Origin of the sequence: Gluconacetobacter sacchari (genome assembly GCF_014174255.1) — a bacterium.
In the GTDB taxonomy this organism is placed as follows: domain Bacteria; phylum Pseudomonadota; class Alphaproteobacteria; order Acetobacterales; family Acetobacteraceae; genus Gluconacetobacter; species Gluconacetobacter sacchari.
On record NZ_JABEQJ010000003.1, the window covers coordinates 170,219 to 186,635 of the forward strand.

Genomic DNA, 16,417 nt, shown 5'->3' on the forward strand with positions numbered 1-16,417 from the left:
CGGTGATGGCTGACGGGACCTTGATGGCGCGGCCCCCTGGTGCGGCCGAGGAGGCGCTGGTGCTGGGGGTGCGTTCCAGCCTGTCCGGCCGGCGCTGGCTGTGGCGGGATTCCCGTCTGGCCGTTGATGGCGGGCGGATCGGGCTGATGATCGCGCAGCAGGCGGGTGTGTCCGAACTGGTCGGGCAGATGCTGGCGGTGCGTGGGCTGGATGGCGGCACGGCCGCGACCTTCCTGGACCCGACCCTGCGGGCGCTGATGCCCGATCCGTCCATGTTGCGGGACATGGATGCGGCGGCCGAGCGGCTGGCCGAGGCGGTTCGCCGGGGCGAGACGGTGGCCGTGTTCGGCGATTACGATGTGGATGGCGCCTGTGCCGCCGCCCTGATGACCGGGCTGCTGCGCGGGCTGGGTTGTCCGGTCATGACCCATGTGCCTGACCGGATCACCGAGGGCTATGGTCCCAACGCCCCGGCGCTGGAGGCGCTGGTGGCGCGGGGGGCGACGCTGGTGGTCTGTGTCGATTGCGGCACGGCGGCGGGGGATGTGCTGGCGACGCTGGCCGGGCGGGCCGAGATCGTGGTGCTGGATCATCACAAGGCGGAGGGGGCTCCGCCATCCGTGCTGGCCACCGTCAATCCCAACCGTCCGGACTGCGTGTCCGGCCAGCGGGGGTTGTGCGCGGCGGGGGTGGCGTTTCTGACGGCGGTGGCGCTGGTGCGGGCGTTGCGTCGGGCGGGCTGGTTTGCCGGGCGGCCGGAGCCGGACCTGATGGCGTTCCTCGATATCGTGGCGTTGGCGACGGTGTGCGACGTGATGCCGCTGACGGGGTTGAACCGCGCGCTGGTGACGCAGGGGCTGAAGGTCCTGGCGCGGCGGCAGCGCGTCGGGCTGGAGGCGCTGCTGGAGGTTGCGGGGGCGCGCGATCCGCTGTCGGCCTTTACCTGCGGCTTTGCGCTGGGCCCGCGGATCAATGCGGGCGGTCGCATTGCCGAGTCTGGTCTGGGGTTGGACCTGTTGCTGTGTGACGATGCCGCGGAGGCCAGGCGGCTGGCTGAGCGGCTGGACGCGGTGAACCGCCGCCGTCAGACGGTGGAAACCGCGATTCTGGACCGCGCGATGGAGGACGCGGCGGCCCAGCGCGCGGCCGGGCATGCGGTGCTGCTGCTGTCGGGTCGGGACTGGCATCCGGGTGTGGTGGGCATCGTGGCTGGCCGGATCAAGGAACGGTTCAATCGTCCGGTGCTGGTGGGGGCGGAACTGGAGGACGGGACGGTCAAGGGATCGGGGCGCTCGGTCATGGATATCGATCTGGGGGCGGCGATTATCGCGGCGCGGCAGATGGGGCTGCTGACGACCGGCGGGGGCCATGCCATGGCGGCGGGATTCTCGTTGCCTCTGGCCGGGGTGCCGGCGCTGCATGATTTCCTGAATACGCGCCTGTGCGATGCGGCGGCGCTGCCGGATGCGGTGGATGTGCCGATCGAGGGGGTGGTGCATGTGGCCGGTGCGACGGTGGCGCTAGCGAGCGATATCGGCCGGCTGGCTCCATTCGGCGCGGGCAATGACGAGCCGGTGCTGGCCATTCCGCGCGTGCGGGTGGTGCGGGCTGATCGGATCGGCCGTGAGGGGGGAACGCTGCGGGTACTGGTGGAAGGCGAAGGCGGCGGCCCCCGGTTGAAGGCGCTGCTGTTTCGTGCCGACGACCACCCGGCCGCGGCGACGCTGGAGGATCGCAATGCCCCCCCGCTGCATCTGGCGGGCTGGTTGCGCGCGGAAAACTGGAATGGCCGCACCGATGCCAGCTTCTTCATCCGCGATGCGGCGATTGCGAGCTGATGGTGGTTTGCCGAGAAAATGTCCTTATCCTTCGGGCGGGGCTTGACCATCGCGCTGCATCAGGATACGAAGCCGCCCAAGCCAGATGTCCCATTCGTCTAGAGGCCTAGGACGCCGCCCTCTCACGGCGGCAACAGGGGTTCGAATCCCCTATGGGACGCCAAGCATTCCATAAAATCGCAGAATACTGCCAAAAACCGCGATAGGGTAGACACCTTCCGGATTTGGTTAGACGCAGCCGAGGCGGCGCATAGCTTCTTGCGCCATCCGGACCTGATCGGCTGCGCGCGTGTATCGCTCCACTTCTGCAAGCGTCTTGTGCCCCGTAATCGCCGCGATCTGATGCGGAGTGCAGCCAGCCTCTGCAAGGCGCCGAGCTGCTGCCTTCCGCAACCCATGCGGGCTAAGGCCCGCCGGCAGGCCTGCTTCCTTCGCCCACTCCACGAACCGATTGTAGAACCCATTCGGGCTGTACGGCCTTGGGTCGTCCTCGCGTGTGAGGAGAAACCGCGGAGCAGATCGGTCGCATTGTTCGATCTCGGCGATGAGCGCCCCATGCAGGGGGATCAGAAGCGCGGCGCCTGTCTTGGCCTGGCGGACGCGGAGGAATCCGCTCTCGATGTCGTCCCAACCCATCCGCACCACATCGCTACGCCTCTGCCCCGTGTAGAGCAGAAGGGCCAGTGCCAGCCTCTGTGGTGAGCCCGATAGCCACCGGGCCTCGTATTTCTCGATCTCGTCTTCTGACCAGCTTTTCGCGCCCTCTCCCTTTTCCTTGAGGCGCCGGACTCCAAGCGTCGGATCGGTCTTGATCCACCCATCCTCGACCGCGAAGCGGAACAACAGGCGAAACAGCCGGAGCCGATGGTTCGCGGCAGCCGGCGTATCGGCAGCGCGCGCCACGAAGCGTCGAATGTATTGCGGCTCGAAATCCGTCACAGCATGCGCGCCATAGTCCTCTTTCTGCATTCGGGAGAGGATGCGCCGGTAATTTGTCTGCGTGGCCGGACCAAGCTGGCGAAAGGCCGATGATTCATACCAGGCATCGACTAGGGCGCAGAACGTGCCGACCCCAGCCTTGGGCTTCTCCTTCGGCTCTTCGGTCGAGGCCAGCGCGGCCTGGTAGGTGGTGAAGAACGACGGGTCGGACGGGTCTGGCAGAGGGATCTGCTTGAACCCCCTCCGCCTCAGATAATGTCGAACCTTTCCGTGCCGGTCTTTGTATTTCTTGATGAATTGCAGGCGAATAATTGTCACGGCAGCATGGACAGCGGATTGACCCGCTCCGCGTCGGCTCCAACTGGGGAAAGTCCCTGCTTCATGTCGACCCAGCGGTCGAGCAGAAGGCGGTCCCATCCGACCCGACGTTCTGTCAGGCGGATGGGTCGCACCACAGGCGCGACCTCCGACAGGAACGTGCTCTTGGACAGGCCGACGTATTCGGCTGCCTTCTCGACCGGCAGCACGCGGGCGCCGAAGTCACTCATCCCTCCACCTCCGGCTTTGACCTCTTGGCTCGCACCCACCAAATCATCTTGACGAAGGGTGCGGCGATCTTCTTGCCCGCCTCCTCTATCCTTGCTGTCGTGATGACATCGATGCAGACCGCGACGCATTCATCGCATATGAATGCTTTCGGACCGGCGATGATCTTCTTCACCTCATTCTGCGGTTTCCCGCAAAACGAGCAATAGAGCACGTCGTTCATCGCGCCCTCTCGCCGCTCAATAGGTCCAGAACCTGGCCGGGATGGTCCATCGACCGGACGATTTCCATCGCCCTGCGGCGGGCGGCCTGCGCGATGGCGTCGCCGATGAAGGTGGTGCTCTCAACTTCAGGGCCACCTTCGCGGGACACGCTGATGGCGAAGCCGGCGCCGCGCAGCATCAGGGTCATGGCCTCCAGGCCCTCTTCTTCATCCACCAGGACATGATCTGCGATGGCCCTGCCGATGACTTCGAGATCGACTTCGACGGTGATTTTCATGGCGTGGTCTTTCTCCTCGGATTGGCGACGTGGAGCATGAGCCAGCGATGGACGGCCGTTGCTCGCGTGGCCTGGATAGCCATGGTTACCCGCGCCGGGTCGACGCCCTCTGCTATGTCGCTTTGCTTAAAGATGCGCTCCAGTTCAGCCAGTTCGTGCATGAACTCGGCGTCTGTCGCGCCGTCGCGGAACAACTGGTCGGTTTCCGACCAGCCCGCGCCCCATTGGGGTTCCTGCTCGGGGATCTCCCGACCATGGTTTACCGGCAGCAGGTCGCGCACGCTGTAGAAAAAGCTCTCTTCCGCTAGGGATTCTGGCGCGGGCCGCGTCCAGTCTATCACCGGCTTGTCGTAGAGCGCGCCGAGGCGTGCGACGCATTGACGTGCGCTGGTGATGTCGGTGGTGAGGGCCAGATACTCCCACCTGTCGTCCATGAAGACGACACACGGGAAGAACATCGTGGGCGCGTTGATCTCGTCAAGCGCGTCCTGGACCCACAGGTGTTTTACCTTGGCCCAGTCGATGGTTTCGGGCGGCGTTGCCCGGTGATGGGTCACCGTCTTCATGCGTGTCCCACCACCTTGGGGGCCATGGCCAGATCGTAGAGCCGGGCCTTTGCGGAAAGGGTGAAGCATTCGATGTGTTTTCTGATAATGGGTTCCGGCAGGTTGAGGTCATGCTTCATGTTGATGCGCATGACTTCGATCCAGGCATCGAGGCTGGGCTTGATTGCAGAGAGTGGAGCGCCTTCGACGCCCCAAACTTCCTCGGCCCAGGTTCGACCGTCGACAAATGGATCGCGCAGGCCGAGGGCAGCCAATGCTTCCTCCCAGGTCATGTGGTTGCTCCTTGGGGCCTGTTGCCCGGCCGGACGCGGGTTGCCGGATAGCCCAGCACCTCGATCCAGAACCGGCGGCAGGTGTTGCGCTGCTTGCCCAGCCGGTCGCCGATCTGCTTCCAGGTGTGGCCGGCGCGGCGCATGTGGACCAGAATGCCGATCTCGCGTTGCGGCCATTGCTTGCGGGGGCGCCCCATTACGCGCGCCTCCCTTCCAACTGGCTCCAGGTCTGCCGGTCCTGCCGGATGGTCAGGCGGTGCATGATCGCGCCACCCTCGAACTGCTGGGCGAAGAGCCGGCACAGCGGCGAGGGGTAGCCGAGGGAGTCCCACAGCACGCACAGGTCGGTCAGTTCGGCGCGGAACCGGGTGAGGAAGACGGTATCGGGCTCCGACGCCGTTTCCTCGGCCACACGGACGCCCATGCCGCGCGGGGTGAGGCCGGATTCCCATCCGGCCGCCGCTGTTGCGCTCATGCTGTGGCTCCCTGATCGTCCTGCACGCCGGCGACATCGCGGACCAAGGCGCGGACAACCTGTTCCGGAAATTCCGGCAGTTTGACGAAGCGGCCATCTTTGACATTGCTGAACGTCAGAAGCTTGACGCGCGCAAGGTGCGCTTCCGTCGATGTGGCGCGGATTTGGCAGCACTGGTCGACCAATTCCCAATATTCCTTCACCAACTTGGTCGGAATGTCTTCATCGAGTGGGGATGTGTCCATGGCGTAGAAGGCCAGGCCAGCTTGGTTGACGAGGCCCAGCAGGCGATAATTGTCCTCGGCGCGCTTCAGTTCTTCCTGATCCGGGATCACGCGCGGGCGGGCTTTCTCGCCGTCATCCATGGCGATCAGGTCGCGCAGCAGGGCGTTGTGCATCGTCTGCTCGATATCCGTCCCCTCGCAGGTAGTCGTGTCGTTTCCGTTCGCCAGGATCGCTTTTGCGCGGGCGATAACGCCGGCCGTCGTGACGGCGCGCATCTTGCTGGCGCGCTCGGCAAGTTCGTCCCGCTCGCCGCGCAGCCTGCGCCAGAGGGAGCCCTTCTCCTCTTCGACGGGATGGTCGTTGTAGATCCGCCGATGCTCGCTTTCGAGATCCTCAAGGCGCTTGCACGTCACGATCAGATCGCGATCAGGCGAACTCGGGCCCCAGCCGGCGCTGATGCGGCGCAGGCTGTCGCGGGGGGTGTTGCGCATGTCGTCGCGCGTCAGCCACCAGGCCTGCCCCGCCAGATGGGCGGGATTGGTCGGAAGGGTGAGGGTTCCGCCTTTGTCGGCGATGAGACGCTTGACCTCTTCCGCGAGGTCTTCCTCGGGGATGCTGTCGAGCCGGGCAGTCGAGAGCGGGGCACCGTCCTGCCGGAAGATCTCCAGCTTGCCGCCCGGTGTCAGGCGGAACGCGATGCCTTTTTCCAGGCCCTGCATCACGACGAAGCGTGCGTAATGCGATTCCGACTGGATGTTCTCGTCGATCGGCAGGCCGATGGCGCGCGCCCCGATTTCATCGGGATCGATCCCGAGGATTTCGGATGCGGGCCGGATGACGCGCCAGAGCCTTTCCAGCATCGTGAAAGATGCCGGCAGGTCGCATCCGTGCGTCCCGATTGATCCGGTCATGTAGTTGGTGACCGCCATCAGTTCGGACAGGATGTCCGCCGGCGTCTCGATGGGTAGAGGACCGGAGTCATATTCGACCCACAGGGCGTCCATTCGGTCATGGACCTTGTCCCGATGGGCTTCGACCTCCGGCGTCGTCCGTTCATCGTCGTCGGCTTCGCGGACGGTCGAGCAATAGGCGGCCATGGCGCGGCCCACGGCACTGGAAGTGCGGACGGCCGGCGCGAGGGCCGCGTCGATCTGGTCTTCGATCGTGACGGGCGCAGCCGTCTTCTGGGCGCATTTCGGGCGCGACTTGACTTTGACCATTTTGATAGTTCCCAGCTTGGCCTTGCGGCCAGTGAATGTCAGTGGATGGTGGAGCGCACGCTGGCCGGTGGGCCGCCGTTGCCGCTGCCGGGATCGAAGATCGTTCGTCCGGTCGCCCGCGTCATCTTCCTGAGTTCCGTTTCCATGATCGGCGGCATGGGCTGCTCGCCCTGGTCGCGCAGCCAGGCGTTGGTCAGCCATGTGGCCCGGTCTTCCGGGTCGCGCATGTCGGCGGTCAGAAGGCCGACCGCTTCCGCCAGCGCGTCGCGGTATTCGCCGAAGCCGCTGGAAACGAGGGGCGCGCCGAGCGGCGCGGCGCTGAAGAACTCGCGTGCCAGCCGGTTGTCGCAGATCACGACCGGTCCCGGCGCGCCGGGGTCGATGCTCCACACGGCCAGCGGCGCGGCGTCGCTCGGCATGTCGGTGATGCGCTTCCAGCCGCCATCGTTCGGGAACTGCATGGCCGCGAGCAGATCGTCATGCGCGTGCCAGGGATACGACGCCCCACCATGGGGCGCCTGATAGAACCGGACGGGTTGGCCGTTGACCAGGCCCGTGTGCAGCAGGGGAATGCAGCGCATCACAGCAGCCCTCCCTGCGGCACCAGATCGGTATCGGCCGCCAGCGCGACGGCGGCGTAGGGCGAGGTTGCGCCGGCGAGATGGGCCTTGATCAGCGGGATGATCGACGCCTTCCACAGAAGTTCCTGCGAGAAGCCGGACGCATGCCTGCGAGGGGAATCGACCACGCGCGAATGCTGCTTGCCGAGCTCGGTTGCCTGGTAAGGGCAACGGCAGCCCTTTCCGCCTTTGGTCTGGTAACCCATCTCGATCAGGGCCGGGTTGATGCGCCGGTTGCTGATGCCGCCGATCGCCTCGGCAATGGCGGTGACGTTCATCACCGGTTCCTGATCCGGCGCTTCCATGCGCACCGGCCCGGCTTCCTCGAACAGATTGATGCCCGTCTTCACCGTCGCGCGGTCGTTGGCGGAGATGAGCGCCGCGTTCCGGTCCAGCCCGCGCATCTCGTTGACGCGGGTGTAAAGCTCGATCAGCCCGAGCGTCTGGCGGCGCGGACCGATCAGCGCCGGCGCGCGGGGAGCCTTGGGCTTGGGTGTCGGGTCTTTGCCGCGCACCAGAGCATCGAACGCGCGGATGACGGTCAGGTGGAACGCGGGGCTGATCCACATCGCGTAGGCGTAGACCAGTTCCTTGACGGCATAGGTTCCGCCGTTGCGGCCAGGAACGGTAACTACGGGCTTCTCGGCAGTTTCTGAAACTGTGCATTCCTGCATAGTTTCCAGTTCGGCGATCAGCTTCTTGGCGGTCTCGGTGCGCAGCCACTGGGCGGGCGCATCTTTATCAAGAGCACCAGCAGCCCGGTGGCAATCATTCAGGCAGTAGCGGCCTCCGGCATCTTGCCGAACCGACGTGGAAAGAATGGTCAAAGGTGTGTTCTGGCTCATCGCACCGCCCCCAGCACATAGAGGGTGGTGACGAACATCGACGCGCCGATCAGCAGCATCGAGCGGAGGGTGGGAATCACGGCATTTGCGGCGTTGACCGCGCGTATGATATGGATTGCGTCATCCATTGGTGAGCGTTCCTGCTTTCTGATTGATGGAATGAGCAGCGGCGAGGGGAAGCTTGCCGGCGTTCCTCGCTGCTGTTTCCTGTTCCCGGGCCTCTTCAAGGAGGTCCGTGATGTGCGCGTTCAGGCTGCGCACACGACCTGCGGCTCTGGCTTCGAGCCATTCACGCAGGTCCGGAGGGATGCGGAGATAGACCCGCGACGCCTCCGGCATTCGATATCGATCTGACATCTTGGCCCCATGGCATTGTAAACTGGTCAGCCATGCCAGCGGAGGTCTGCGTCCTGAGACGAAAAACCCTCACCGGCCTAGCCGATGAGGGATAAATGTATGGGATTTCCTGCTGCGTCAATCAAAAAATGGGGGATCATCCCCAATCTATCTTCGACATATCGACGCCTGTGAAATTAGCTTCCGCTAGATTGGCGCCTTTCATCTTTGTCCCGTTCATCTTGCAGCCGACGAAATCCGCCCCTTCAAGGTTGCAGTCTCGTAGATCCGCTGAAGTTAGGTCAGCGCCTACAAAGCTGGCTTCGGCCAAATTAGACCCCGATAAATCGGCCCCTACCAGTTTTGTGCCAGTGAAACTGGCCCCAGGAAGGGAAGAATTCTGCATTAATGTTCCTGATAAATTCGCTCCTGTAAAATTTGTTGGGTAACTCTTCCTATTTTCATACCCTTTTCCAACAAAAACCTCAAAGAACTCTCTTTGTTCAGGTGATATGTTCTCTCCTAAAATAGATATTTTTCCGTCATCAGATTTTTCGACAATATTTTCCATTTCAATGTGAAGATCTTTCATTTTTCTTAATGCTGTATCGAAGTCTCCCTCGAACATGCTCATAAGAGTGTCTGTTTCCAGTAGATCTTCAGGCTTGCACCCCAATGCGGATGCTAGGCGGAGAATCGTATTGGGACGCGTCAGCTTTGATCTGCCGCTAAGAATGTCCCTCACCGCAGTCTCGTTCAGGCCGGCTTGGAGTGATAGTGCTCTAGCACTAAGTCCGCACCTACCCATATGATATTCAAGCCTTTTTGTGGAAATTAGCTGCATTTTGGCCCTGAACATTTTGAGGTTTTGGGGACAATCCCACAACGAGTAAGTAGGTTCACGAGGGAATTTTGTGTTGACTGGTGTGGGACAATCCCCCATTCGTTGGGGGATGAGTATCCAGGGCGACATCCTCCGGGAGATAGAAGCGTTTACCGAAGCCTATGGGCTTGCGGAGACGTCCATAGGTAGCCTGGCCGTGAAAGACAGCCGATTTGTGGGGCGGCTTCGATCATCGGGACGAGTCTCAATTCAAAATGTCGAGCGAATTCGCGATTGGATGCTCCGTGAGCAGGAGCGCCGGGCCCCAGCCCCCACCACCCCGGAGGCAGCGGGATGATGGATCGTCTTCTTGATTGGTGCCTAGACCAGGGGGCGCGGGCGTTCGTCGTCCTATTTGCCGTCCTGGCTCTTGTGACCATGACCGCCGCTGCGCTCGGTGCCGTTCATGCCGTCCTTCACGAGTATGGAGTGGCTGGAGGATGCGTGGGATGAGCGAGCCGTGGTTCAATCCGCCCCTCTGGGTTGAGGCGTCGCGGATCTGGGTCGAGCCGTACGAGAACGGCTCCATCCTGATGGCGTCCTTCAACCGCCCGGCGCATCTGACCGGCGACTTCCGGACGTCATTGGACTTCGGCCTGGTGTCGCACGAGGTCACCTTCAGCTTCGCCGGCATCATAGGTGACGAAGTGCTGTTTCGAGCCACGGCAATAGATCCGAAGCCGAGGACAGACCCCGCTTCACAAGTTCACCTGTTAGGGCTGTCAACGCGTTGGAAGGAAGGGAGCGGATTGCATGTTTGAGCTTCCCCTTGTCTTCGTCGGGTGCGTCGGACTGATCGACTTTGTCGGCAATCAGGGCCTTGATGGTGTCGCCGTCGAGTTCGACGGTGATCGTGCGCAGTCGCTTGCTGAGGCCACCGTCGTTCTTGAGGAAGTCGATTCCTCGGGTGGTAATTTGCACCCCTCCAAAATAACGGAAGCTGCCCTGCGGTGTGGGTTCTATATTGGCTGTGCAAAGTTTGTTCTGTGCCAGATAATAAATATTCTGAAGCGCAATGTTGCTATCAATGTCTGGCGCTATATCTTTAAGATATCTATGCGGACCAAAGGGGTTCTTGTTCAGAACTTCAAGAATCGGTCTCCAGATCGCCTCATCGATATGATTTCCTTCAACCATCTGGGTTCCTCCATGTCGTGTTGTGGTGACCGCATGGTGGCACGGGGAGGCGGCGGAGTCATTGGACGCTGCCGCCTCCGTCCGGTTGGTGCGCTGAGGGCCTGGCTATGAGCTACGTCACTGAATCCCTCCACGAGATGGCGGATGCGGACCTGCGCGCCTGGGCGCTCGCTCAGGTCGGCCCCGGTTCGATCACCGACCGGATTGCCGAGGCCGAGACGCTTATTGCGTGGGTGCTGGGATCAATTGATCGGCTTTCCCTCAGCCTCCATCAGGGCAAGTGCCTTGGCGATGTTCTCCGCCAGCAGCCGGGCGGCATCAACAGTCAGGCGCAAGTGTGCGACGGGGACGGGAATCTGCCCGTCTCCTTTTGGCTTTCCGGCGGCAACGGTGGCGTAAACCACGCCGCCGTTATGGCCGAAGGATATGACGTTATCGACGAAAAGAGCGGGCGCATTGTCGGCTTCCAGGCGTCCAATCCCTTGAGCTATCGCCTTGAGAAGCGCGTCGGGAGTTTCGCTCATACAGGTTCATCCTCTGTGACAGCAGATGGTGAAAGCGCGGGGGAGCTTCCGACTCCCTCGCGCACTCCGAGTGTCACCGAGAACGACCAGGACGGGCAATGATGCCGGCCGGCGTATCAGCCATCCGCTTCCGTGACGGCTCCGGCCCGGCGCAGGGACGCGTTCAGCGCCTCGATCTGCCGCGCCATGGTCGGCGGCATGGGAATGCCGGGCATGGGCGACAGGGTCGGCGAGAGGATCGCACGGCTGAGGTTGGTGCTGAGCCGGGCTGCCGGAATGTAGTCGTACACGCCGACGCGGGCGCGCATGTGCGCCAGCCCGATCAGCGCGGCGTCGATGCGGGCCAGGACGGATTGCCCGGCCGCATCGCCGTTCTGTTTTCCAGTTTTCTCCACGTCACCTCGCATTCTGTTTCGAACTCCACGGGCCTGAACACCCCGGAGTGTGATGCAGGAGCCGTCCAGTGGCGTGGAGTACTTTGTCCAAGGGCTCGGAAATGACCGAAGCCGTTGTCGAGGAATTTTCGGACCTCGTGTCGCAGACCGTTGAAAGCCGGCGCAAGGGGCGCGGCATCAAGGTGGCGATCGTCGAGGCCGCGCGGTTCCTCGGCCTGACGGAACGTCGTGTTCGCGCCTGTCTTTATCGCGAAATCCGCAGCGTCACCGCCGCCGAGTGGCTGAGCGTGCGCGCGCGTTTCGCGGCCCACCTGGAAGCCGAGGCGCGCCGTCTGGACGCCGAGGCCGATTTGATGCGTGTCCGCCTGGATGCGCTCCGAAATGAGGCTGCATGATCTGGAAATGGCTTTGTTTGCAGATGCAAGGATGGTGGCAGGACGTCGAGCGGTCCGCCATCGAGAAAGCTGAGCACGCGCGGGAGCGGGCGCGCGTCTGGCGCCGGAGGGCGCGGAGATGACGGGGCTGACCATCACCATCCCCGGCGCGGCGGTCGGCAAGGGACGCCCGCGGTTCGGAAACGGCCGGACCTACACGGACAGGAAGACGTTGAACGCAGAGGCATGGATCCGGCAATGCGCGGTCGAGCAGGTCGGCCAGCCGATGCTGGACGGCCCCCTGCGGGTGGATATGCGCATCGATGTGGCTGTGCCGGCAAGCTGGTCGCGGAAGAAGCGGCAGTCGGCGCTGGATGGCACGCTGCGCGCCACCGGTCGTCCGGACGTGGACAATGTCAGCAAGGGCTGCCTGGACGCGCTGAACGGCATTGTCTGGCGCGATGATGCCCAGGTGGACGAACTGCATATCGTGCGGCGCTATGCCGACGTGCCGGGCATTTGCCTGAAGGTGGTGCCGGCATGACGGAGAAAAGTCCGGAGAACTCCGGAGCCCTGTTTCTGAACACCGGGCGCCGGGGCGTAAACGCGCCTGATTACGTCGGCACAATCACTGTGGATGGGAAGCGGCTGGAAGTTGCCGCGTGGGTCAGGGATGGCCGGGAGGGCGAGTTTCTGAGCTTGCATGTGCAGGCGCCCGCAAGCGGAAGGGCTGCGCCGGGCAAGAAGCCGCCCTATCGGCGCCGGGCCACGCCCGAGCAGGTCGCCCGGGCGGAAGCGCAGCGCGCGAGGATGATGCGATGAGCCGGCGCCATTCACCGGGCGGCCGGGTGCCGGATGGTCTGCTGGAGGAAATCCGGGCCCGGAATCCGCTGGCGGCGCTGATCGGCCGGACAGTGCAGTTGCGCCGGTCCGGGCGGTGTTTCCAGGGGCTGTGCCCGTTCCATGCCGAGCGGAACCCGTCCTTTGCGGTTTATGAGAGCGGGTATCACTGCTTCGGCTGCGGGGCGCATGGGGATGCGTTCTCGTGGCTGCAGCATTGCTGCGGGTGTTCGTTCCAGGAGGCGGTGAACACGCTGGCGCAGGAGGGCGGGATGGAACCGCCCTTCGGCAGCGTGGGAAGAGCCAGCCTGCCGACCGGGTTGCCGGTGCCCGAGGTCAGCCTGTCGCATGAGGCCAACGATGAAGTCGTCCGGCGGAACCAGCAATTCGCCCTTTCGATCTGGGGCGAGGGGCAGGACCCGGTCGGGACGCCGGTCGAGATCTATCTGGGCACCCGGCGCCTGTCGCTGACCGAGGACACAGGATACCTGCGCTTTCATCCGGCCTGCCCGCGCGGGCGGAATGAGCGCCTGCCGACCATGATCGCCCTGATGATCGACCCGGTGACGTTCGAGCCCTGCGGGCTGCATCGGACGTTCCTTCGGCCGGACGGGAGCGGGAAGGCGGACGGACAGGACAAGATGATGCTCGGCCGGGCTGGAATCATCTGCCTGGAGCGCCAGGCCGAGATTGCCGGCGCCCTGGGCATTGCCGAGGGAATTGAGACCGCGCTTTCGGTGCAGCAGCATCTGCGTAACGTCGCCATGTGGGCTTGTGCCACCGCTGGCGGCATCGAACGCCTGCCGCCGCATCCGGTGATCCAGAAGCTGTCGATCTATGCCGATCGGGACGAGAACGGGCATGGGCTGCGTGCCGCCCGTGCCTGTGCCGCGCGCTGGTCGAGGGCCGGCACCCATGTCGAGATCCTGACGCCGCGGTCGGAGAAGGACTGGAACGACGTCATCATGCGGAGGGCCATGCATTGAATGGCCCGCTCGATTTTGATCTCGATCTCGACCAGCTTGCGGATATCGAACGGTATGTGGCCGGTGCGCCCGATCCCGAGCCGCTCGACCCGGAGGGTATCCGACCGTTCTCCTATCCCACCGGGGGTGGGAAGGCCGCCGAGAGCCCGGCGCCGGGGTTCCAGGCGACCGCGCTGGCGTCGTTGGATCTCGACATCATCCCGCCGCGGCGATGGCTGTATGGACGTGAACTGCTGCGGGGGTTCGTGTCGGTGCTGGGCAGCCCCGGCGGCGTGGGCAAGACAGCCTTCACCATGGTTGTCGGGCTATCGGTCGCCACGGGGCGGTCGCTGCTGGCGGCGGACCCGTTGAATCCTGGCGTCTTCCAACGCGTCCACAAGACGGGAGCGGTGTGGTTCTACAATCTGGAGGACCCCGAGGACGAGATGCGTCGGCGCGTAAAGGCCGCGATCATGCATCACAAGGTGGATTACGGGGTGATCAAGGATACGGTCTATGTCGATAGCGGGCGCGACCGGCCGCTGGTGATCGCCAGCCGCGACGCCTCCGGGAACCTGGTGGCCACGCCGATCGTGGATGAACTGGTGGACGAGCTGCTGCGCCGGAAGATCGCGCTGCTGGTGGTCGATCCGTTCGTGCAGTCGCATAGCGCGGAGGAGAACCGGAACGATGAGATGAACCTCGTGATGGCGCTGTGGGGGCAGGTGGCGCATCGGGCCGGGTGCGCGGTGTGGTTGGTCCATCATTTCCGCAAGGGCGGCCAGGCGGGCGACAGTGAGTCTTTTCGTGGGGCTGGGGCGATCCAGGGGGCGGCGCGGGTCATGTCCACTCTGTCTGCCATGTCGAAGGACGAGGCGGCGAAGCTGAATATCCCCGACGACAAGCGCCGGTCTTTCGTGCGGCTGGATAATGCCAAGGCCAACATGGGGCCGCCGGCCGAAGCGGCGGAATGGTATCAGCTTGTCGGGATCAATATCGGCAACGCGACGGAGGAATATCCCGACGGAGACAGCGTGCAGTCGGTCGAGCCCTGGGCGCCCCCGACGACATGGGGGGACCTGCCGTTTGCGATGATCGTGCAGATTCTTGAGCAGATCGAGCGCGGGCCGTCGGCTGGTGAACGGTACGCCCTTGGGAAGCAGGCGAAGGCGCGCTGGGCTGGGAACGTCGTCATGGAGATGGCCGACAAGTCGGAATTCCAGGCGCTCAGCATTCTGAAGTCGTGGAAGGACAATGGGGTGATCGTCGAAGGGGAATATCGGTCGGCGGCACTTCAGCGCCGCAAGACTGGTTGCATCACCGTCTCGCCCGTGAAGCTGGCCGAGATGCGGCAGGCGGCGGCAAGTTATCCGTCTGATGACGACGAAAGCGGGCGATAAGAGTGGCGGCCGTACACCCTCTCGCCCGCCATGTAATCTGCAGAAAACTGCCATTTTGTGGTGGCGGGCTGGGGGATTTCGTCCGGATCGTGCCCGCCCGGTACGGTAGCGTCTGGGCAAAGAAAACCCCGCCGGTTCAGCTTGGACGGAAATTTAGCCCCTCACAACCGCCGCGAGAGCCAGTCGACGCGGGTCACGCGTCATCTTGCGGTTTCTCCGGTTCAAATCGCTGCCTCCAGGAGATCCATCCCTTGACGCAGGCCGCAATGAACATGCCGCCGACGAGAATTCCGACCAGGAACGTGATCCCGGTCGTCCAGTAATCGTTGTGTAGCAGGAGGTCGGCCATTGGTGGCTCCTTGGTCAAATGTCAGTGGCGGTAACTGCCCCAGCAAAGCTATCCTCGGGCTTGATCCAGCGCTAGCTCTACCGCCCGCGCCCCTCGGTCACGCACCGTGTTGCGGCTGAGGCAGAAGAGGTCGGAGGAGGCTTCGCTGGTCGGTCATGCCGCCTCCATCGCCCGCCGGACGGCATCCGGCTCCCGCCACAGCACACGCAATAGCGTCCGCACGGCGGGGTCGAGGCGCACGCGGCCCTGTTCCCAGTTGCGCCACGTCGCCACCGGCACGCCGATCAGGGTGGCGATGGAGGCCTGTGTCATGCCCATCTGCCGACGAACGGTCCCAGGGGTCGGGTAGGCCGCTCCAAGGTCGTCTGGGGCCTCGGTGCCGTCCTCACGCGCCTGACGGGCCATATCCTCATCAGAGGTCGTCCTGACCCGGTCCCAATCGATCGTGGACCGACGGGACATCGCTTCCTTCAACGTCATTCTCGCCATCTGCGCCACTCCTTGTCGTGCATGCGACGGGCCGAGATGATCCATGTCACGTCATCTCGCTGCGTGTAGACGACCATAAACGGCACGTCCCCGATCAGGCCGGCCGCCCGGATCCGGACCTCGCCGTAGCCCTTTCGGTCATCCACCTTCTCGAACAGTTCGCCCGCGAAGATCGGAAGAACGTCGGCGAAACTGAACCCACGGTCCCGGAGGCACTGGTCGCTTTTTGCGTCGTGCCAGTCGAAGGCGCGGTCCGTCGTCATGGTGTTTGTATACGCTTGGAGCGTATCTCTTCGCAAGGAAATTGTGCGCCGCTAGCGCAGATGGATTCCTTTAGCGAACTTCTGAACTTCTGCGAACTTGTAGAAGTCCGGAAGTTCGCAAATGTGCGAATTTCCTGCGCGAACTTCTCCGGGTCCCTATAGAGAAGTTCGCAAAGTTCGCGCCCCCTTTTCCTCGCGAAGAGCCCCCCTGTGCCAGTGCGGTGCCCGCACTTCTGGGCACCCGCTACGCTCGGCCCAGAAGCAGGCTGTCCCAGGGTGGCTCGGAGCGTTCCGCCGGGGTTCTGCTTCGGGAAGTTCGGAAGGGGTGCATGAACGAATGGTCATCGCAACCCTGTGTACAATCCTGTGGAAAACGGGTACGATTGGGGAATGCGCACCCATCGGAAATACGACT

The 16,417-nt window shown here is 63.5% G+C and carries 25 protein-coding genes, 1 tRNA gene and 2 pseudogenes; 8 read left to right on the forward strand and 20 right to left on the reverse strand.

The genetic code is table 11. The features are described 5' to 3' along the window. Positions 1–5 precede the first annotated feature (5 nt). Positions 6–1,838 (forward strand): single-stranded-DNA-specific exonuclease RecJ, encoded by a 1,833-nt coding sequence (gene recJ, locus HLH48_RS03885; RefSeq protein ID WP_182996181.1) that lies wholly within the window; start codon positions 6–8, stop codon positions 1,836–1,838. Positions 1,839–1,925: 87 nt separating this feature from the next. After that, positions 1,926–2,001, forward strand: a tRNA-Glu gene (locus tag HLH48_RS03890). 65 nt (positions 2,002–2,066) lie between these two features. Here HLH48_RS03890 and HLH48_RS03895 read toward each other — a convergent pair. From HLH48_RS03895 to HLH48_RS03960, 16 genes and pseudogenes are all read right to left on the reverse strand, one after another. Next, the gene (locus tag HLH48_RS03895) at positions 2,067–3,095 is read right to left on the reverse strand and encodes a site-specific integrase (RefSeq protein ID WP_264812230.1); all 1,029 of its coding nucleotides are present in this window, start codon (positions 3,093–3,095) and stop codon (positions 2,067–2,069) included. After that, the gene (locus tag HLH48_RS03900) at positions 3,092–3,325 is read right to left on the reverse strand and encodes a helix-turn-helix transcriptional regulator (protein ID WP_182996183.1); all 234 of its coding nucleotides are present in this window, start codon (positions 3,323–3,325) and stop codon (positions 3,092–3,094) included. The genes HLH48_RS03895 and HLH48_RS03900 overlap by 4 nt, the downstream gene beginning before the upstream one ends. Before the next feature lie 101 nt (positions 3,326–3,426). Further along, positions 3,427–3,546: pseudogene (locus HLH48_RS23120) on the reverse strand (ClpX C4-type zinc finger protein); the annotation flags it as partial. Beyond that, positions 3,543–3,824, reverse strand: coding sequence for a hypothetical protein (locus HLH48_RS03910; RefSeq protein WP_182996185.1), 282 nt, complete (start codon positions 3,822–3,824; stop codon positions 3,543–3,545). The pseudogene HLH48_RS23120 and the gene HLH48_RS03910, both read right to left, overlap by 4 nt. After that, entirely contained in the window at positions 3,821–4,390 is a 570-nt protein-coding gene (locus HLH48_RS03915; RefSeq protein ID WP_182996186.1) for a hypothetical protein, read from the reverse strand. The genes HLH48_RS03910 and HLH48_RS03915 overlap by 4 nt, the downstream gene beginning before the upstream one ends. Further along, entirely contained in the window at positions 4,387–4,662 is a 276-nt protein-coding gene (locus tag HLH48_RS03920; protein ID WP_182996187.1) for a hypothetical protein, read from the reverse strand. Before HLH48_RS03920 ends, HLH48_RS03915 begins: the two co-directional genes overlap by 4 nt. Further along, on the reverse strand, positions 4,659–4,859 hold the full coding sequence (locus HLH48_RS03925; RefSeq protein WP_182996188.1) for a hypothetical protein: 201 nt from the start codon (positions 4,857–4,859) through the stop codon (positions 4,659–4,661). Before HLH48_RS03925 ends, HLH48_RS03920 begins: the two co-directional genes overlap by 4 nt. Then, positions 4,859–5,137: a hypothetical protein gene (locus HLH48_RS03930; RefSeq protein ID WP_182996189.1), complete on the reverse strand. Its 279-nt coding sequence runs from the start codon at positions 5,135–5,137 to the stop codon at positions 4,859–4,861. Before HLH48_RS03930 ends, HLH48_RS03925 begins: the two co-directional genes overlap by 1 nt. Continuing rightward, a complete protein-coding gene (locus HLH48_RS03935; RefSeq protein WP_182996190.1) occupies positions 5,134–6,291 on the reverse strand; it encodes a hypothetical protein in 1,158 nt (385 codons plus the stop codon). The genes HLH48_RS03930 and HLH48_RS03935 overlap by 4 nt, the downstream gene beginning before the upstream one ends. A gap of 329 nt (positions 6,292–6,620) precedes the next feature. After that, positions 6,621–7,163: a hypothetical protein gene (locus tag HLH48_RS03940; RefSeq protein WP_182996191.1), complete on the reverse strand. Its 543-nt coding sequence runs from the start codon at positions 7,161–7,163 to the stop codon at positions 6,621–6,623. Next, positions 7,163–8,047 carry a KilA-N domain-containing protein gene (locus HLH48_RS03945; protein WP_182996192.1) on the reverse strand — a complete coding sequence of 295 codons (885 nt, stop codon included), beginning with the start codon at positions 8,045–8,047 and terminating at the stop codon, positions 7,163–7,165. Before HLH48_RS03945 ends, HLH48_RS03940 begins: the two co-directional genes overlap by 1 nt. Beyond that, complete coding sequence (locus HLH48_RS23510) at positions 8,044–8,175, reverse strand: hypothetical protein (RefSeq protein WP_264812231.1); 132 nt, start codon at positions 8,173–8,175, stop codon at positions 8,044–8,046. Before HLH48_RS23510 ends, HLH48_RS03945 begins: the two co-directional genes overlap by 4 nt. After that, entirely contained in the window at positions 8,168–8,386 is a 219-nt protein-coding gene (locus HLH48_RS03950) for an Arc family DNA-binding protein (protein ID WP_182996193.1), read from the reverse strand. The genes HLH48_RS23510 and HLH48_RS03950 overlap by 8 nt, the downstream gene beginning before the upstream one ends. 154 nt (positions 8,387–8,540) lie before the next feature. Beyond that, positions 8,541–9,017 (reverse strand): pentapeptide repeat-containing protein, encoded by a 477-nt coding sequence (locus HLH48_RS03955; RefSeq protein ID WP_246386824.1) that lies wholly within the window; start codon positions 9,015–9,017, stop codon positions 8,541–8,543. A gap of 21 nt (positions 9,018–9,038) precedes the next feature. Beyond that, a pseudogene (locus HLH48_RS23720) lies at positions 9,039–9,356 on the reverse strand (helix-turn-helix domain-containing protein); the annotation flags it as partial. A gap of 543 nt (positions 9,357–9,899) precedes the next feature. Further along, positions 9,900–10,403 (reverse strand): hypothetical protein, encoded by a 504-nt coding sequence (locus HLH48_RS03960; protein ID WP_182996195.1) that lies wholly within the window; start codon positions 10,401–10,403, stop codon positions 9,900–9,902. A 107-nt stretch (positions 10,404–10,510) separates the two neighbouring features. On the opposite strand from HLH48_RS03960, the gene HLH48_RS03965 reads away from it, so the two are divergent. Further along, the gene (locus tag HLH48_RS03965) at positions 10,511–11,029 is read left to right on the forward strand and encodes a hypothetical protein (RefSeq protein ID WP_182996196.1); all 519 of its coding nucleotides are present in this window, start codon (positions 10,511–10,513) and stop codon (positions 11,027–11,029) included. Between the two features lie 14 nt (positions 11,030–11,043). Here HLH48_RS03965 and HLH48_RS03970 read toward each other — a convergent pair whose 3' ends face one another. Continuing rightward, on the reverse strand, positions 11,044–11,334 hold the full coding sequence (locus HLH48_RS03970; RefSeq protein WP_182996197.1) for a hypothetical protein: 291 nt from the start codon (positions 11,332–11,334) through the stop codon (positions 11,044–11,046). Positions 11,335–11,423: 89 nt separating this feature from the next. On the opposite strand from HLH48_RS03970, the gene HLH48_RS03975 reads away from it, so the two are divergent. The 5 genes from HLH48_RS03975 (at position 11,424) to HLH48_RS03995 (ending at position 14,901) form a co-directional block, all read left to right on the forward strand. Next, positions 11,424–11,717 carry a hypothetical protein gene (locus tag HLH48_RS03975; protein ID WP_182996198.1) on the forward strand — a complete coding sequence of 98 codons (294 nt, stop codon included), beginning with the start codon at positions 11,424–11,426 and terminating at the stop codon, positions 11,715–11,717. A gap of 118 nt (positions 11,718–11,835) precedes the next feature. Next, positions 11,836–12,240 (forward strand): RusA family crossover junction endodeoxyribonuclease, encoded by a 405-nt coding sequence (locus HLH48_RS03980; protein ID WP_182996199.1) that lies wholly within the window; start codon positions 11,836–11,838, stop codon positions 12,238–12,240. Next, on the forward strand, positions 12,237–12,518 hold the full coding sequence (locus HLH48_RS03985) for a hypothetical protein (protein ID WP_182996200.1): 282 nt from the start codon (positions 12,237–12,239) through the stop codon (positions 12,516–12,518). Before HLH48_RS03980 ends, HLH48_RS03985 begins: the two co-directional genes overlap by 4 nt. Then, positions 12,515–13,522, forward strand: a complete 1,008-nt coding sequence (locus HLH48_RS03990) for a CHC2 zinc finger domain-containing protein (protein ID WP_182996201.1) — start codon at positions 12,515–12,517, stop codon at positions 13,520–13,522. The genes HLH48_RS03985 and HLH48_RS03990 overlap by 4 nt, the downstream gene beginning before the upstream one ends. After that, positions 13,519–14,901 (forward strand): helicase RepA family protein, encoded by a 1,383-nt coding sequence (locus tag HLH48_RS03995; protein ID WP_182996202.1) that lies wholly within the window; start codon positions 13,519–13,521, stop codon positions 14,899–14,901. Before HLH48_RS03990 ends, HLH48_RS03995 begins: the two co-directional genes overlap by 4 nt. Positions 14,902–15,094: 193 nt before the next feature. On the opposite strand, the gene HLH48_RS04000 is transcribed toward HLH48_RS03995, so the two are convergent. From HLH48_RS04000 to HLH48_RS04010, 3 genes are all read right to left on the reverse strand, one after another. Then, entirely contained in the window at positions 15,095–15,250 is a 156-nt protein-coding gene (locus HLH48_RS04000; RefSeq protein ID WP_182996203.1) for a hypothetical protein, read from the reverse strand. Positions 15,251–15,403: 153 nt separating this feature from the next. Next, on the reverse strand, positions 15,404–15,739 hold the full coding sequence (locus HLH48_RS04005; RefSeq protein ID WP_182996204.1) for a helix-turn-helix domain-containing protein: 336 nt from the start codon (positions 15,737–15,739) through the stop codon (positions 15,404–15,406). Then, entirely contained in the window at positions 15,727–16,002 is a 276-nt protein-coding gene (locus tag HLH48_RS04010; RefSeq protein WP_182996205.1) for a BrnT family toxin, read from the reverse strand. Before HLH48_RS04010 ends, HLH48_RS04005 begins: the two co-directional genes overlap by 13 nt. Positions 16,003–16,417: the final 415 nt, after the last annotated feature.

Excerpts from the sequence above, each read along its gene's own strand:
- recJ (WP_182996181.1), top strand. The coding sequence starts at position 6 with ATGGCTGACGGGACCTTGATGGCGCGGCCCCCTGGTGCGGCCGAGGAG.
- HLH48_RS03900 (WP_182996183.1), bottom strand. The coding sequence starts at position 3,325 with ATGAGTGACTTCGGCGCCCGCGTGCTGCCGGTCGAGAAGGCAGCCGAA.
- HLH48_RS03910 (WP_182996185.1), bottom strand. The coding sequence starts at position 3,824 with ATGAAAATCACCGTCGAAGTCGATCTCGAAGTCATCGGCAGGGCCATC.
- HLH48_RS03915 (WP_182996186.1), bottom strand. The coding sequence starts at position 4,390 with ATGAAGACGGTGACCCATCACCGGGCAACGCCGCCCGAAACCATCGAC.
- HLH48_RS03920 (WP_182996187.1), bottom strand. The coding sequence starts at position 4,662 with ATGACCTGGGAGGAAGCATTGGCTGCCCTCGGCCTGCGCGATCCATTT.
- HLH48_RS03925 (WP_182996188.1), bottom strand. The coding sequence starts at position 4,859 with ATGGGGCGCCCCCGCAAGCAATGGCCGCAACGCGAGATCGGCATTCTG.
- HLH48_RS03930 (WP_182996189.1), bottom strand. The coding sequence starts at position 5,137 with ATGAGCGCAACAGCGGCGGCCGGATGGGAATCCGGCCTCACCCCGCGC.
- HLH48_RS03935 (WP_182996190.1), bottom strand. The coding sequence starts at position 6,291 with ATGGCGGTCACCAACTACATGACCGGATCAATCGGGACGCACGGATGC.
- HLH48_RS03940 (WP_182996191.1), bottom strand. The coding sequence starts at position 7,163 with ATGCGCTGCATTCCCCTGCTGCACACGGGCCTGGTCAACGGCCAACCC.
- HLH48_RS03945 (WP_182996192.1), bottom strand. The coding sequence starts at position 8,047 with ATGAGCCAGAACACACCTTTGACCATTCTTTCCACGTCGGTTCGGCAA.
- HLH48_RS23510 (WP_264812231.1), bottom strand. The coding sequence starts at position 8,175 with ATGGATGACGCAATCCATATCATACGCGCGGTCAACGCCGCAAATGCC.
- HLH48_RS03950 (WP_182996193.1), bottom strand. The coding sequence starts at position 8,386 with ATGCCGGAGGCGTCGCGGGTCTATCTCCGCATCCCTCCGGACCTGCGT.
- HLH48_RS03955 (WP_246386824.1), bottom strand. The coding sequence starts at position 9,017 with ATGAGCATGTTCGAGGGAGACTTCGATACAGCATTAAGAAAAATGAAA.
- HLH48_RS03960 (WP_182996195.1), bottom strand. The coding sequence starts at position 10,403 with ATGGTTGAAGGAAATCATATCGATGAGGCGATCTGGAGACCGATTCTT.
- HLH48_RS03965 (WP_182996196.1), top strand. The coding sequence starts at position 10,511 with ATGAGCTACGTCACTGAATCCCTCCACGAGATGGCGGATGCGGACCTG.
- HLH48_RS03970 (WP_182996197.1), bottom strand. The coding sequence starts at position 11,334 with ATGCGAGGTGACGTGGAGAAAACTGGAAAACAGAACGGCGATGCGGCC.
- HLH48_RS03975 (WP_182996198.1), top strand. The coding sequence starts at position 11,424 with ATGACCGAAGCCGTTGTCGAGGAATTTTCGGACCTCGTGTCGCAGACC.
- HLH48_RS03980 (WP_182996199.1), top strand. The coding sequence starts at position 11,836 with ATGACGGGGCTGACCATCACCATCCCCGGCGCGGCGGTCGGCAAGGGA.
- HLH48_RS03985 (WP_182996200.1), top strand. The coding sequence starts at position 12,237 with ATGACGGAGAAAAGTCCGGAGAACTCCGGAGCCCTGTTTCTGAACACC.
- HLH48_RS03990 (WP_182996201.1), top strand. The coding sequence starts at position 12,515 with ATGAGCCGGCGCCATTCACCGGGCGGCCGGGTGCCGGATGGTCTGCTG.
- HLH48_RS04000 (WP_182996203.1), bottom strand. The coding sequence starts at position 15,250 with ATGGCCGACCTCCTGCTACACAACGATTACTGGACGACCGGGATCACG.
- HLH48_RS04005 (WP_182996204.1), bottom strand. The coding sequence starts at position 15,739 with ATGGCGAGAATGACGTTGAAGGAAGCGATGTCCCGTCGGTCCACGATC.
- HLH48_RS04010 (WP_182996205.1), bottom strand. The coding sequence starts at position 16,002 with ATGACGACGGACCGCGCCTTCGACTGGCACGACGCAAAAAGCGACCAG.